Origin of the sequence: Bacillus coahuilensis m4-4 (genome assembly GCF_000171615.1) — a bacterium.
Lineage (GTDB): Bacteria > Bacillota > Bacilli > Bacillales > Bacillaceae_K > Bacillus_T > Bacillus_T coahuilensis.
Window position 1 is genome coordinate 1 of the sequence record NZ_ABFU01000063.1, and the last position, 13,538, is coordinate 13,538.

Here is a 13,538-nt window from a genome sequence, read left to right on the forward strand (position 1 = left end):
CTGTAAAACATTTGAGTGGGCGTGTTTTGAGCGTAATGCTGTATATTAGCAGGGATTGAGTACAAGAAGAAGTAGAGTGTGGTGCTTAGATGGTTGATGTGCGGATGAATAGCCTGGTGCGGTGGGGAGATTGCGGTGGGGAGAGCAGCATTCAGAGGTGCCGCGCGGTGAACAAAGGACCTTTAAGAAGGGAAGAGCCCGCGCAAAGCCCGCGCGGTGCACAAAGTACCTTTAGAAGGGGAAAGAGCTCCGCGCTAAGCCCGCGCGGTGCACAAAGCACCCTCAAGAGGGAAGAAGAGCCCCGCGCAAAGCCCGCGCGGTGCACAAAGTACCTTTAGAAGGGGAAAGAGCTCCGCGCTAAGCCCGCGCGGTACCCAAAACACCCCCAAGAAAAAAGAACAGCCCCGCGCAGCGCCCAAAACACTTCAAGAAGCAACAATAGCCTCGCCTCGCCGCACACACCACCCAAACAAACAAATTGAAACCTCCTCCCACCCCAAACGTAAATACAAATAAGCCCTCAAACACACCCGCACCAAAAAGGGCAAACTAAAAAAGTAACAGGAGGTGCACATAATGTGGTATATCGGTATTGGACTATTAGTAATCGGAGCAATAAGCCTATTCGGAGCGCTGGGCAGAACGACGTTAAGGGGTAGCAATGAACAGCAATTACAAGAATTAGACCGAATTAAATCGCAAACCTGAGGATTTGACCAATAAATGAATACAGAACAGAGTGGCTTCAAATAGGGAAGAGAGATGTTCATACGAAATGTCTCTTCTTTTTTATAGAAAAAATCCTTCCCGCCCCTACACAAAATCATCAAAAAAAGACCTCGCGCTAATACGCAAAGTCTTATTTCTGATTCTTACGCCATTTATTAAATTCAATAAATTCTTTGAACTGTTCCTTCGTAATCCCGGAGTCTTGAGCTTGATGAACAATATCAAGCCAGTCCGGATCAACGGCTTGTTTGTCTTCTTGTTGGTTAAAAAGAATCGAGTCCATGGAAACACCTAGTGCTTGGGCAACTTTTTCCAAGAACTGTACAGATGGGTTCTTTTGAAGATTGCGTTCAATGGCACTTAAGTACGACTTAGCGACACCGGCACGCTCTGCGAGTTCTGTCATCGACATGTTCTTTTCTAGCCTTAGCTGTTTCACACGCTCCCCAATCATTCGTAACACCTCTATCTCTATTATCTAATCTTTATTAAGTATACAAAATATATCGTCAGAAGCGAAGGAAATGTTAAGCTTTTTGTAATTTAGGCTTTGTTCTCAATTTCTCTTGAAAACGATGGAGCAGCTCTTCACCTGTTGCTCCTTGTTCCACTAAATCCTTCAGCAGTAAATAGGAATAGTCATTTCTTCCGCGGTCTAAACGACCTTCTAGTAACAAACTAATTTTTCCGTCGAGTTGTTTGATCCCTCGAATATGAACGCAGAAAAATGCGGGATCGTTCATGGCATGGGTGATGACGATTTGAACCCGAAGATCTTGCGTTGATTGCTGCAATTGACGAAAAAGATCATAATAATCGCGGTCAGTGAACAATTCAAGGAGCCACGTTCCCTTTTGATCTTCTTTGTTAATAGCGAGACCACTTTCTACATGAATTTCCCTAAGCTTGTCCTCATCAAAAATGTGAAAAGAAATCATCTTAAAGGTTTTCATCCACTACCCTCCATGAGATTGACGAATTTAAGCAAATTATATCATAACCCACTATAGGAAAAAAATAATACTAATTGTCTAAAATTACGATATAGAGTAACTTTACCCCTAATTATTCAATAAAATCAATCTTTTTATCATGGAATTTCCCGTAAACATTAATTTTTGCCATTTTACCTATCGGAATAAAACGAGTACCATTGGAGCAGAAAGGAGGGAAAGTATGATCAATCAAGTAACCATGGTAGGCCGTTTGACAAAAGACCCAGAGCTTAGGCATACCGGAGATGGTCGAGCCGTACTCAATATCACAATGGCACTGAATCGTCCGTTTAAAAATAAAGACGGCGAATATGAATCAGATTTTATCTATTGTACACTGTGGAACAAAATAGCGGAAAATACAGCAAGATACTGTTCGAAAGGCTCGATTGTAGGGATTACAGGAAGAATTCAAACAAGATCATATGAGACAGAAGAAAAGAAGCGGACATTTATCACAGAAGTCATTGCAGAGCATATCCAGTTTTTAAGTCCGAGATCGCAAAAAGATCAAGACACCTCTCGGCAGATACCTTTTGATCCATCACATCGAGATACACCTCAGCAGCAATCCACCGCAATCATCCGTAATGAAAACGAGCTTCAACCCAATAACACATCGGCAATGTTAGAACGTTCAGACAGAAAAGAAGGAGCCAGTAGCAAAATCCCAAGCCACATCTTACCTTAAAAGGAGTTGCCCAAAATGTCCAACGAGGCACGTATGGAAAAAATGGAAACACTCATCGTGGAGCTCATTTTGAAAGTGGGAGATGCGAGAGCTGAAATGATCATTCTTCGAGAGAGAATGGGAGAGTTAGAGCGGAAAGCTTCCTTTTACAAAGAAGAGCAAGCAGAGCCTACACTACAGTAACAAATAGCAAATCCTCATACCATCTGTTAGAAATATACCGATACCTCAAACCTACCTCTATATCCTATCTTGTTGCCAGCCACCGCATTCCTTCTGTGCTGGCTTTTTTTGTGCCCGAATCCCTACAATCGACAAAGCTCGTCTCGAACTTACACCAAACATTAGTTCTTTCCTCACAGTGTATACGTTTACAAGAAATGGTATAATGGAATCTATACAGTAGCATGCAGGGTGGGGGGCAGCAGCTGACACTCTCCTTTGTTGAATGAACAAGAAGGGGGGTGATAAGTAGATGCTTACAATTAGTGATGTATTACAGATTCTGATTGGATTTGGTTCCTTGCTATTGGCCGGGGTTTCACTTGTTGTAGCGATTATTGCTGTCACGCTAAAAAAGTAACCCACCCTGCAGGAGTTTGGCGACTCGGGTAGGTTACTCTTCTCTGAAAAGTCAGACCTGCTGCTCATCAGCAAGCTATCTGTATGTGGAGGAGTCTTAGTGAAGCTAAGGCTTCTCTTTTTAGTATATGCATTCTCAACTAAATTATAATGAAGATTCCTATTTTCGTAAAGAGAGAAGGGGGATTAGCTGAAATTTTGTTATCCTATTCCCCCTAAAACACGAATTCTAACCTAAAGTGAGCAATTCCTCTAGATCCCGGTCATTCATCTCCGTAATCCAGCTATCACTTTGAATAATGTCATCATTTAACGCTTGTTTCTTCTCAAGCATCCCATCAATTTTTTCTTCAAGGGTACCCGAGGCGATTAATTTATGAACATGAACAAACTTTGTTTGGCCAATTCGGTAAGCACGGTCCGTTGCTTGGTTTTCAACAGCCGGATTCCACCAACGATCGTAGTGAACAACATGATTTGCGGCCGTTAAGTTAAGTCCGGTTCCACCAGCTTTTAACGACAGAATGAAAACAGGAAATTCACCGTTTTGGAACTGTTGGACTAGCTTATCACGCTGCTGTTTTGGCATGCTACCATTTAAGAACGGAGCATGAACACCAAATCGCTTCTTCACGTAGTCTTGAATCATTTCACCCATCCCAATATATTGCGTGAAGACGAGACAGGCTTCCTTGGACTCTACTACATTTTCCACAATTTCATGAAGCTTTGCCATTTTATACGAACGCTTCAACACATCCACAGGAACCTCTTCTTTAAAATAGAGAGAAGGGTGGTTACAAAGCTGCTTTAGGCGACCAAGCATTTGTAAAATAAGTCCTTTCCGTTCAAAGCCTTTTAATGTTTTTAACTTCTCAAACGTTTCTTGAACGAGCTGCTCGTAAAGACTTGCCTGCTCAGCCGTTAGTGGACAATATTCCTTTTGCTCTAGTTTCTCAGGAAGATTTAACTCCACCTCAGGATCTTTTTTGGTACGACGTAATAAGAATGGGCGAATTCGACCCTGAAGCTCACGAATTTTTCCCGGTTGTCTTCTTTTTCAATTGGCACGATATAATCCTTTTGGAATGCCGCATTTGTACCTAAGTAGCCTTTATTCACAAAGTCAAAAATCGACCAAAGCTCGGATAAGCGGTTCTCCATCGGTGTTCCGGTAAGAGCAATATGGTGACCACCCGAGAGCTTTCGGATGGTGCGTGACTGCTTAGTGCCAGAATTTTTGATGTTCTGAGCTTCATCAAGGGCAATTGTCGACCAGCTCACTTCGCTAATCTCCTCTTCATCTAGGTAGCTTAATCCGTAAGAGGTTAATACCACATCCACCCCGTGTACGCTTTCTGCGAACGCTTCGCCTTTTAATCGGTTTGCTCCGTAATGAAGGCGGACCTTTAGGCTTGGGGCAAAGCGTTCGATTTCATGCTGCCAGTTTCCAAGGACGGAGGTGGGCGCAATGATGAGGGCAGGCCCTGTGACGTCTTCTTTCTCTTTTACATGTAAAAGGTAGGAAATCAGCTGGATCGTTTTCCCGAGTCCCATATCATCGGCAAGGACAGCACCAAAGCCGAAGCGTCGTAAAAAGTATAGCCAGCTCATGCCAAGCTGCTGATACGGTCGTAGGGTGGCTTGCAATCCTTCAGAAGGCTTCAGTAGTGGAATTTTCGAAACGTCTTGCAGCTGTCCAATCATTTTCTTTAAGGACCGGTTCATCTCAATTTGGAACTTCATGTATTCCTTTGGATCATACTCTTCTTCAAGATCCTCATCCCGCGTTAGCTCTTGATTTAATAAGTCTTGTAATCGGACACCGTCTTCTTTGGCTCGGTTCATCAGTTCTTGAATTCTTCTAATCGTCGCCGGATCTAGGGTCATCCATTGACCTTGGACCTTCACGAATCGACGCTGGTCATCGACAAGCTTCTTAAAGTCTTCCTCTGATAGCTCCTCGCCGTTAACGGATACTCGCCAATCATAGTCAAGAATCGCATTCATGCCAACGAAAGACGGACGGTAGCTTGCGTCGTTATTTTTCACCCTGGCTTTCACCGTTAAATTCGCTTCCTTCATAGCAATCCACCAAGCTGGAAGTAAAATTTTTACTCCAAGAGCCACAAGCTTTTCACTTAACTCAGTTAGGAATCGCCAGGATTCTTCCTCATCAAGCTCCATCTTCAGTGCACCACGATCTGCCACACTTGGCATCACATCGGCCCACTTAGCACGCTCTTCTTCGACATGTGGTAAATAAGGCTTCCAGGAAGGAGGGAGACGATCTCCTCGGTTTAGGCTGTAGATTTTTTCAGCGTTCTTTTTGTTTTGAAGAATCGTTTCAAGTGTCCACGGTTCACCTTCTTCTTCCGGCTCGGTTAAGCGAAGCCCTAGATAGAAAGGTTCAGGGTTTTCTTCTATTCCAAGCCATTGTCTCCACCGTTCTGGTGTGAAATAGCGTTCAATATCCTCATTGCTAAGTGTGCTTTCCTCCATAGCTCGAAGGCGCTCTTGAACGTCACGAAATTTAAGGTCTTCGTGAAGATAATCCGTTACACTGTCATGAAACCAGTCGCGGGCGAATTCTTTTAGCCTCGTTCCAGGTGCGACCTCTTGTTGCCAATAAGATTCGTCAAATTCCTCCCATACGATCTCTGGGACTCGCCAAATTAAGCCGTCATCAAAGGATGGTAGCCATTGGTGTTTTAACAGGGCGTCCACTAGAGGGGCAGAGGTGCCGTGTAAAAGTTCGCCAAAATCATTCCAGTTCCACTCGAAGAACTGGCTAAACTCCTCGCGGCCAAGAAGGGTGAGCATATGATACGCGGACACACGAAGTCCTAAAAGGCCATCTACCGTTGTTTCCTTATACACGCTCCCGTAAAAGCTTTCACTATTCCAAAGAAACAGGTGCTTCTTCCACTGTTGCGGCAATAGAAGGACGCCGTCTTCGTTCGTTACGGTAATAAAGAAAGCTCCCTGTTCAAATGAGTGTACTTGTAAAAATAATTGATTAGCTTTAAGCATGGACTAAATTACCCCTTTGAACCTCTTCTTGAAAGGCGCGTAATCGTTTTGTGTCATCTAATAGAATCATCATATATTGATCAAATCGTTCTGGTTTCTTCAGCTTTTTATACAGAGTTCGCAGCTTTTTTAAATAGCGAACGGCCTGCTTGTAGCTGTCACGGTTTTTGTTTTGAATAAGCTTTTCAATTCCGTGGTGATACAGGGGAAGGGCAAGGTCCGGTCGTTCCTTCGAAAGCTCCTTCAAGCCTAAGTACTCCAGCTCCCCTAGCTCGTACCCAAGATGCTGCTGAAGCTCTACCCATTCATGATAGTCTTCTTCAGTGAACAATAAGCGACTTAAATTATAGTAGCTATAGGGTAGAAGGTACTGATACAAGTTCTTTAATAACCCTGGTTCCCGTTCAATCATATAGTCGTTCTCCACTTGACGAAGGAACCATCTGCTGAAATCAGAGCGCTGATAATCGTTTCCTAATCCGTTAAGAAACTCTGGAAGCTTTGCTTTGATTCCTTGTAGCACAACGACCGCTTGCTCAGGTTGTTGGTATTGAAAGAAATAGCGAATCCACGTTTCACTTGGTAGGAGGACCCAAGATGCTTCCTTTTCTAAAAGCATTTGGGCTTTCTCATTTTCTCCAAGGAGAAGTAATTGATGGATGATTGCCACACGTTCTCCGGCGTACATAGGCTCTTGTGCTTTTAGTCGATCCATCAAACGATCATATTCCTTCTCACGAAGCGCCTTCTTTTTAAAAAGATTGATCCATAAATATTGATACAACTCAATCGCTAGTTGTCCGATCTGTTCACTACTGATCATGTCGATCAGCTTTTCTCGAATAAAATCTAAGAAAGGGTCAAACGCAAACGGAATCGCCGTCACGCCAAGTGAAAGGAGGCTTTCACTCATCTCATCTAATAAAAACTGCAAAATCGATTCAATGGACTGCTCAGACATATCATAGTCAACGAGCCATCCTCCTAAATGCTCATAAAGGAATAAAGCGGTATAGAGCTGGTACAACGCCTTCCATTCACGTTCAAGGGGTGCGTCCTTCAGAAGAGAACGATAGGCACGGTTCACCATCATGTCGAGCATATAAGAACGCTTCGCTAGTTCATCTAGATCGAGCTCTTCCTCGAAGCGGGTCGCTAAGATGCTGTACCAGCCTTCTGGTGTGCGGTTTTGGTCTGTTCGTGTTTTCATAAGATCACTCGCACGCTTTAGGCTCGGATGGAGCTTGGTTAAGTCGGGTTTGCTACCCGCAGAATCATCTTCTGGTAGCTTCCCGCCATTTCGCCACATCCCATACCATTCGTTCACATTGCCTAGCTTTTCATACATATAAAAGTACACAGCCATTCGGTGGCGGCACCAGCCGTCTCGCGGGCACGAGCAGCGGCTTAGCATTGGGAAATCAAGGTCTAGCTTCACCTTCACAGGCACCACATCTTGAACCTGTGCTTGAATTTCCGTTCGTGAAGCCTTCACTCCATAAACAGAACGCTGCTGGAACAGACGCAGTCCTTGGCTCACAAGCTTATCATTTTGCTCATCTTTATACGGTAGTATTTTATGTAAGTCCTTACCAAGTGCAAGAACCTGCTCCTCCATCATCGAATCTAGCAAGAGGGACGCCTCCTCATTGTGTAAATTTCTCGGATATTTTCATTCCCTCATTATAGCATAGAGGGGAGGAGGACAGGAACCTCTCGGCGGGTGATCGGGTAAATTCAAGGCTGGGTGGGTGGGAAATCGAAAGGAAATACATTGAAGAGATTTATGAAGAGAGTACTTAGAATAGAGTGATCTACTATTTAATTCTATATTAGAACAAACGTTCGTTAGTGTCGAACAAAAAGGCTATCCTTTTATTAACCCGAAGAAAAAAGCTCAAAGTCTTTAGCCTTCGAGCTTTCCCTATCAAGGAGTGTTCCATATAAATGTCGTAACAAACATGGGTACAACAATTGCCACAAAAAGAATCAATCCATTCCCAACTAGGGAAATCCATTTGTAGGAACTTTTCTCCGCAAACAAGCCGAGTATAAATCCGACAGCAGAAACCATGACCGCCATGAAAAGCAGTTCATCACTGCCAATAAATAGAGCGGCATAGGAGAGTGCTGCGATCACAAACAAGCCAAACGCCATCACACCGAGCCATTTCTTCATGTTCTTTCCCCCCCTTGTTTTACACCCCTCCAATTCTATTATTTTACACTGAAAAGGAGGGCAGGGGTAATCTTAAAATAGGTGCTGCTCGGCACGAGCGATAAATTCCTCTAGTCCAAGTGTGCTAAACGGTTCATCCAATATCACCGTGTACGAGTAACCATCTTTTTTGACGTGAAGAACCTTTGCGCCGTCTGCATCCGCGCTGATCGACTTTCGGAACGCCACGCCTTCATAGTCGTCCCCGACAACAACCTCTTTCTCGTCATATTTGTCTCCAGGTATTCTCGTGTAATCGCCTTCGCTCATGACCACACGGAGCGTGCCACGTTCGCTCTTATACGTGTATTCTAGAGATTCCATCACTTCTCCGTCTTCGTACACATTTCCAAGTGTGACTCCATCTAACGAAAGCTCGTCTCCTTCATACGATACCATTCGATCCACATCCAACTCATTAAATTCAAATGGAACAGGCTCATTCCCTTGAGACAGCTCTTTTTCTATTACTTCTTTGCCTGCAGAATGAGAGAAAGTAGAATACTTGTGGAACCATGGATTGTCGTATCCCAGGGCGAGCTTATAGGGATTATGGTCCTCCACGTTTCCGTAGTAGCTGCTACCCTCCACGTTCATGTTCGTGCCTTCTGTGTACGATGCTTTCTCCTCTTTCAAGAGAGTTCGGTCCCGATCTTCTACAATTGTTGCGTGTAAAAGAGGGTGATGGACACGGACCTCCATGTGTGGCTCGTCTTCATCCAGTCCTGATTGTGAAATCCACACACCTTCTACCTGATCTTGATCCGTCGTGTATAGCTCTAATGATTTGACGCTTTTCATCTCCTCTGCAAGCGTATCGACAACCTGCACCGGGTTTCGCACGTCTGCACTCGTTTGAGAGGCTGCCACCTTTTCTGTTTCCGTTAAATCAGCTACCAATTCCACCGATTCTGTGAGAGCTGGATTCGTGGTGGTGATGCCGTTTGACTCCCCACCTGAACAGCCAGCTAGCGCGACCACAGAAGATACCATTCCAATCCTCATCCATCCAAATTTTACACGCACAATACACCCTCCTAGATTAAATAAAATGTGTGAAACCAAAAAGGCCGCCCCATGGTTGGGACGGCCACCTACTATACTATTGTAAAATACCTAACAACACATGCTTCAACACGGTACCACGACCTGTGTCTTTTAGTTCGTCCCATTTCAAATATGAAGGTTTCAAGGGAGTCACAACCTCACTGTCAGGCTTTGTTACGACAGAAGGATTGGCAAAATACGCTTCATCTTGACGAATTCCAGACAGAACGGCAACACGCCCGCCAACCTCTAAGCCTAGCTCGACTTCACGCTTTTCAGCTGTGCCGTTTCCACTGAGGATCCACACATAGTGCTTCCCGCCCGTGGTTACTACGCTTTCCTGAAGAACAACAGGGGAGCCAAGTACTTCGTCGGTCACCACATCAATTTTGACCTTAAAGCCTGGAAGTAGTGTATCCGTCGGGTTTCCAATCGTAGAATCGACGAGCTCTTCATCCTCGGTCATGGTATCGTCTGCTTCGCTTTCTTCGTCCAACTCTTCCTCTTCTTCCTCGTTTAATAGAACGTTAAACTCATACAGGCTATCTTTTTCAAGTTTTGGTTCACCTTCTGGTAAAAGGGAGATCTCATCTACGTATCCAAGGAAGCTCTCGCTAAGAGAAGGAGACTGGATGCGAGATTTCATCCCAGTTGCTACTTCAAGCATTTCGTCCTCCGTTAAGTTCCCAATAATGCGCGGGACATCAGCGGACACAATCGTGATCACAGGATTTTCAAGCGTATACGAGATGGTTTCGACAATTCCTTCGACATCGCTATTTACCGTTAAGCTACTCATTCTAGCTTCTAGAGCACGTCTTTCTTCCTCGTACGCTTCTTCTTGAGCTTGAAGCTGCTCTTTTTTAAATTCTTGCTCGGCTATATCTGCTTTCAAATTATATTGTATTTCTAACTTGCTGCCTTCTGAATAATCAACATTTTCACTGTCTGATGTACTCGTTATCGATGTCGACCTTACAGACGGCACACCGCGTTCGATGCTTTCTAATTCGTCAATATAGTCGTCAATTCCATCTATTTCTTCTTCCACTCGCTCCAATTCTACATCAAGGAACTCAATTCTCGCTTCATAATCTGTCGCCGTGTATTCAAATAGGCTTGTTCCAATGGAAACCGTGTCCCCTTCTTCGACAAGAAACGCTGAAATGCTACCAAAATTCTGGTCAAAGAGTAAGTGATGCTCCTCCCCGTACGTGACGAGACCATCTTTTTGTAAAACTTTTTGAACGTCGCCTTCTTTCACCTGGCTCCAGTTCACAGCGTAGGTCGTACGCTCTGTGTTGGAATCGTCTCGTGCAATTAAACCAGCATTTAAAAGCACAAAGGCCGTTAAGGAGGCCGTTACTAGTTTATACGATCGTTTCATATGCAAAAGCCTCCTTTTATAAAATTAGGGTAAAATCAACAAATTTCAGCACACCCGCAATGGCCCAGTACGCAATATTTAAAGAGACGATGACCGCGATTAGTACACGTCCTCTCATCTCATCTAGTAAATCCTTGAATCCGTAATATTGAAGTACAATCGACCAGCCTTTAAATACTGTTAAGCTTCCGAAAATGTAGACAACCCATTCCCGGTCGGTGAATTCCTGCGCCAACACCCCAAGGCCGAACGGGGAAGACGACCAGCCTAAACCGAACCATGCTCCTAGAGGCAAGTGCAAAAGTGTTTCGATTAGAATCGGTACGAACGCAACACCCATCACAGTCACCGCTTGTTTATACCGCACCTCAGATAGGACCCAATATAATAGGCTCAAGAACAGCGTAAATAGGAGCATGATACCTATACCAGAAATTCCATGCCCAAGCATTATATAAAATTTCTTCACAGCAAGCTCCGTCGATGGACTAGCCGTTAGCTGCTCTGATAGTGTTTCGGTTCCGATTCCGAATGCTCCCTTTAATAGAAAGAGAAAAAATGTGACAGCTAGCAGTAACCCATACTGTACAGCAAATCGTGAAATGTTTTCTGCCTCTCTTAAACTATAAAAATAGCGGTGTGGACGAACCACCCCTTTAAAAAATTGCACACGATGCATACAATGTCCCCCAATTCAAACTGACAATTACTTCTATTTTATATGAAAAGGTCTAAAAATACTTCAATTTTTCTCAATTTTTTAAGGAGAGGGAGATATTTTAGACATAAAAAAAAGAGCCTTCAGCGGCTCCGGAATGGGTTACAAAGTATGTGGAATATACGTAATGGCGAAAACAAGTAATGATACGCCAACAAACATGCCTACGTACATTAACTTTTTGTTACGGTTCTTACGTGCTCTGATTTCCTCAGGTGTATAGAACTTCATGATTCTCCTCCTCGATTTTCGGCAGCTGGCTAGCATTGCTGTAAGCATAAGCCCCTGTAGCTTTGCGTCATATTTTTTCAAATATTTTGCCCTTATAGTGAAGCATCATGATATATATCGTCTGCTCTCGACAAATTTCAACATTCAGATGGAAAATTGAGAAATAAGACCTAGATTGTTGCTAATTAACAGTACGTCCGGTTGATCTCCACGAAGGGCACTCGCTTTCCTGCGGGCGGGCGGTGAGCCTCCTCGTCGCTTCCGCTCCAGCGGGGTCTCACCTGTCCCTTTAACCCCGCTGGAGTCTCGCACCATTCGCTACAATCAACCTCATTATTCATATTGATTATTTTAAAAACAACATTTATTTAGAAAACAGCCATGTTATTACATGTACCTTCTTCCTTATTTCTTCCTCAAGAAATCAATTTTTTCTTTTTTGAAAAAGAAGGCTGCTCAAGATGACCTGCTGCTCTTTTGGTGTGTAAAAGCGGAGCTGTGCCAGGGTTTGTTTTTCTTTTGGGTAGTTCTTTAAGAGAGTCAGTATCTCAAGATCCTCTTCTTCCTGGAAGGTTTCACGTAAAACGGATGCGTTAGGAGGAGCCTCCGATTCATATTCGTCTAATAGGTCGACCAGCTGCTGATTCGATAAATGATAGGCCTTTTTAATGATCATGAGCTGCTTCATTGTGAGATCGGTCTGTCCTTGTTCAAGTCGTGAAAACGCCGATTGGGTAATGTGTAAGCGCTGAGCCACTTCGGTTTGAGATAGGTTTAAGACATCCTCGCGATATTCACGTAATCGCTCGTAAAAGTTCATCATCCTCTTCACTCCGCTCGTTTTTACCCCAACATAACGGATTCATGAACAGTGATCGGTCATTTATGATTTAGAGGAATATAAAACTATATTCATAATAATCATATACAATAACTTACAATTATGGCAGATGGTACATTATACCTAAAAAAGAATTGAGAGGGAAAATAATGAACTATCGTTTCACATATGATCATGTTCCGTTCACACCGGATGATGCTTCCTTTACGATTGTCGCTTACGGTCGAAAAGAAGGGGAGAAGACGCTCCATATTGACAAACCCGCTGATTTCTCACTAGCTTTACAAAGTGCGAACCCCTTTGTGAAGTCAGGTGTTGTTCGACTATATTGCCACACCAATTATGACACCATTACATTAAAGGGACTATTTGGTCCAGACTACAGCATCTTCGTCACCTTCACTCCAAGTGCCATTCACATCGAATGCCATCCCACCACCTCTGCCTTCACAAAAGAGCACGCCCATCTTACTCTTCATTATTTAGTACGCACCAACCATCAACAGCAAGCCTTGTTTTACGTGCACCGAGAAAGAAGGCTGACGATGAACAACAGGCTGAAAATTAGTAAACCTTCCTCTGACAGACAATAAACCGTCGTAAGCTTCGAAGGTTATGGGGAGTGAACAGGAAAAGCCCAACTGCATAGTATGCAAGTAATCCTATCCCTCATTGTAAAAATCACCTAAAGTTTGTATAAAAATGGTTGATAAATGTCAAAAACCTGTTAATATATTACTAGTTTAGTTTAACCGTGGACAGGTAATGTAGTTTAAAACGAACTGTTTTAGGAGGATATGTTGTTTTGAAACCAAGTGATTCGAATCAAGACCAACTGCGAATGATCTTAGAGAAAGCTTTCGAAGCCGGACATTCCAACAATATGAATGTGTATAAAATGGTAGATTTACTAAAAAAAGAATTTAATATGAATGTAGAATATTCGAAGAAAGCACTGTAATGGGGAGCTTTCTTTTTTTGTTATATAAATTTCTTTCTAGATTGCTTGATTGCGATGGCAACTTTCAGTGGAGAGGGAAGTCATAATGGAGATGTCTGAACACCT

The 13,538-nt window shown here is 43.5% G+C and carries 17 protein-coding genes and 1 riboswitch; of the genes, 6 read left to right on the forward strand and 11 right to left on the reverse strand.

Going from position 1 to position 13,538, the window contains the following annotated elements; genetic code table 11:
• The first annotated feature begins 576 nt into the window (after positions 1 to 576).
• The gene (locus M44_RS29100) at positions 577 to 708 is read left to right on the forward strand and encodes a hypothetical protein (protein WP_010175534.1); all 132 of its coding nucleotides are present in this window, start codon (positions 577 to 579) and stop codon (positions 706 to 708) included.
• A 151-nt stretch (positions 709 to 859) separates the two neighbouring features.
• Here M44_RS29100 and M44_RS16895 read toward each other — a convergent pair whose 3' ends face one another.
• Complete coding sequence (locus tag M44_RS16895; RefSeq protein WP_010175535.1) at positions 860 to 1,183, reverse strand: helix-turn-helix domain-containing protein; 324 nt, start codon at positions 1,181 to 1,183, stop codon at positions 860 to 862.
• Positions 1,184 to 1,256: 73 nt separating this feature from the next.
• Positions 1,257 to 1,682 (reverse strand): YwpF family protein, encoded by a 426-nt coding sequence (locus tag M44_RS16900; protein ID WP_010175536.1) that lies wholly within the window; start codon positions 1,680 to 1,682, stop codon positions 1,257 to 1,259.
• 223 nt (positions 1,683 to 1,905) lie between these two features.
• Between M44_RS16900 and M44_RS23970 the strand changes: the two genes are divergently transcribed.
• The 3 genes from M44_RS23970 (at position 1,906) to M44_RS28485 (ending at position 2,998) form a co-directional block, all read left to right on the forward strand.
• Positions 1,906 to 2,415, forward strand: a complete 510-nt coding sequence (locus M44_RS23970; RefSeq protein WP_010175537.1) for a single-stranded DNA-binding protein — start codon at positions 1,906 to 1,908, stop codon at positions 2,413 to 2,415.
• A 15-nt stretch (positions 2,416 to 2,430) separates the two neighbouring features.
• Positions 2,431 to 2,598 carry a hypothetical protein gene (locus tag M44_RS27155; protein ID WP_010175538.1) on the forward strand — a complete coding sequence of 56 codons (168 nt, stop codon included), beginning with the start codon at positions 2,431 to 2,433 and terminating at the stop codon, positions 2,596 to 2,598.
• A 292-nt stretch (positions 2,599 to 2,890) separates the two neighbouring features.
• Positions 2,891 to 2,998 (forward strand): putative holin-like toxin, encoded by a 108-nt coding sequence (locus M44_RS28485; protein WP_010175539.1) that lies wholly within the window; start codon positions 2,891 to 2,893, stop codon positions 2,996 to 2,998.
• A 228-nt stretch (positions 2,999 to 3,226) separates the two neighbouring features.
• Here M44_RS28485 and M44_RS29630 read toward each other — a convergent pair whose 3' ends face one another.
• The 9 genes from M44_RS29630 to M44_RS16960 form a co-directional block, all read right to left on the reverse strand.
• Positions 3,227 to 4,036 (reverse strand): DEAD/DEAH box helicase, encoded by an 810-nt coding sequence (locus M44_RS29630; protein WP_337444157.1) that lies wholly within the window; start codon positions 4,034 to 4,036, stop codon positions 3,227 to 3,229.
• Complete coding sequence (locus tag M44_RS23975; RefSeq protein ID WP_010175541.1) at positions 3,964 to 6,030, reverse strand: SNF2-related protein; 2,067 nt, start codon at positions 6,028 to 6,030, stop codon at positions 3,964 to 3,966. The genes M44_RS29630 and M44_RS23975 overlap by 73 nt, the downstream gene beginning before the upstream one ends.
• Positions 6,023 to 7,663, reverse strand: coding sequence for a hypothetical protein (locus tag M44_RS16930; RefSeq protein WP_010175542.1), 1,641 nt, complete (start codon positions 7,661 to 7,663; stop codon positions 6,023 to 6,025). Before M44_RS16930 ends, M44_RS23975 begins: the two co-directional genes overlap by 8 nt.
• Positions 7,664 to 7,957: 294 nt before the next feature.
• Complete coding sequence (locus tag M44_RS16935) at positions 7,958 to 8,209, reverse strand: hypothetical protein (protein ID WP_010175543.1); 252 nt, start codon at positions 8,207 to 8,209, stop codon at positions 7,958 to 7,960.
• A 72-nt stretch (positions 8,210 to 8,281) separates the two neighbouring features.
• Complete coding sequence (locus M44_RS16940) at positions 8,282 to 9,274, reverse strand: hypothetical protein (protein ID WP_010175544.1); 993 nt, start codon at positions 9,272 to 9,274, stop codon at positions 8,282 to 8,284.
• A 76-nt stretch (positions 9,275 to 9,350) separates the two neighbouring features.
• Positions 9,351 to 10,682 carry an efflux RND transporter periplasmic adaptor subunit gene (locus tag M44_RS16945; protein ID WP_010175545.1) on the reverse strand — a complete coding sequence of 444 codons (1,332 nt, stop codon included), beginning with the start codon at positions 10,680 to 10,682 and terminating at the stop codon, positions 9,351 to 9,353.
• Between the two features lie 16 nt (positions 10,683 to 10,698).
• Entirely contained in the window at positions 10,699 to 11,361 is a 663-nt protein-coding gene (locus M44_RS16950; protein ID WP_010175546.1) for a YIP1 family protein, read from the reverse strand.
• Positions 11,362 to 11,502: 141 nt separating this feature from the next.
• Complete coding sequence (locus M44_RS29105; protein ID WP_010175547.1) at positions 11,503 to 11,631, reverse strand: hypothetical protein; 129 nt, start codon at positions 11,629 to 11,631, stop codon at positions 11,503 to 11,505.
• A 17-nt stretch (positions 11,632 to 11,648) separates the two neighbouring features.
• Positions 11,649 to 11,732: riboswitch (cyclic di-GMP riboswitch) on the reverse strand.
• Positions 11,733 to 12,055: 323 nt separating this feature from the next.
• Entirely contained in the window at positions 12,056 to 12,454 is a 399-nt protein-coding gene (locus M44_RS16960; protein WP_029326950.1) for a helix-turn-helix domain-containing protein, read from the reverse strand.
• 167 nt (positions 12,455 to 12,621) lie between these two features.
• Here M44_RS16960 and M44_RS16965 point away from each other — a divergent pair, with 167 nt between their 5' ends.
• Entirely contained in the window at positions 12,622 to 13,065 is a 444-nt protein-coding gene (locus M44_RS16965) for a hypothetical protein (RefSeq protein ID WP_029326951.1), read from the forward strand.
• Between the two features lie 212 nt (positions 13,066 to 13,277).
• Positions 13,278 to 13,433, forward strand: coding sequence for a hypothetical protein (locus M44_RS27160; RefSeq protein ID WP_010175550.1), 156 nt, complete (start codon positions 13,278 to 13,280; stop codon positions 13,431 to 13,433).
• Positions 13,434 to 13,538: the final 105 nt, after the last annotated feature.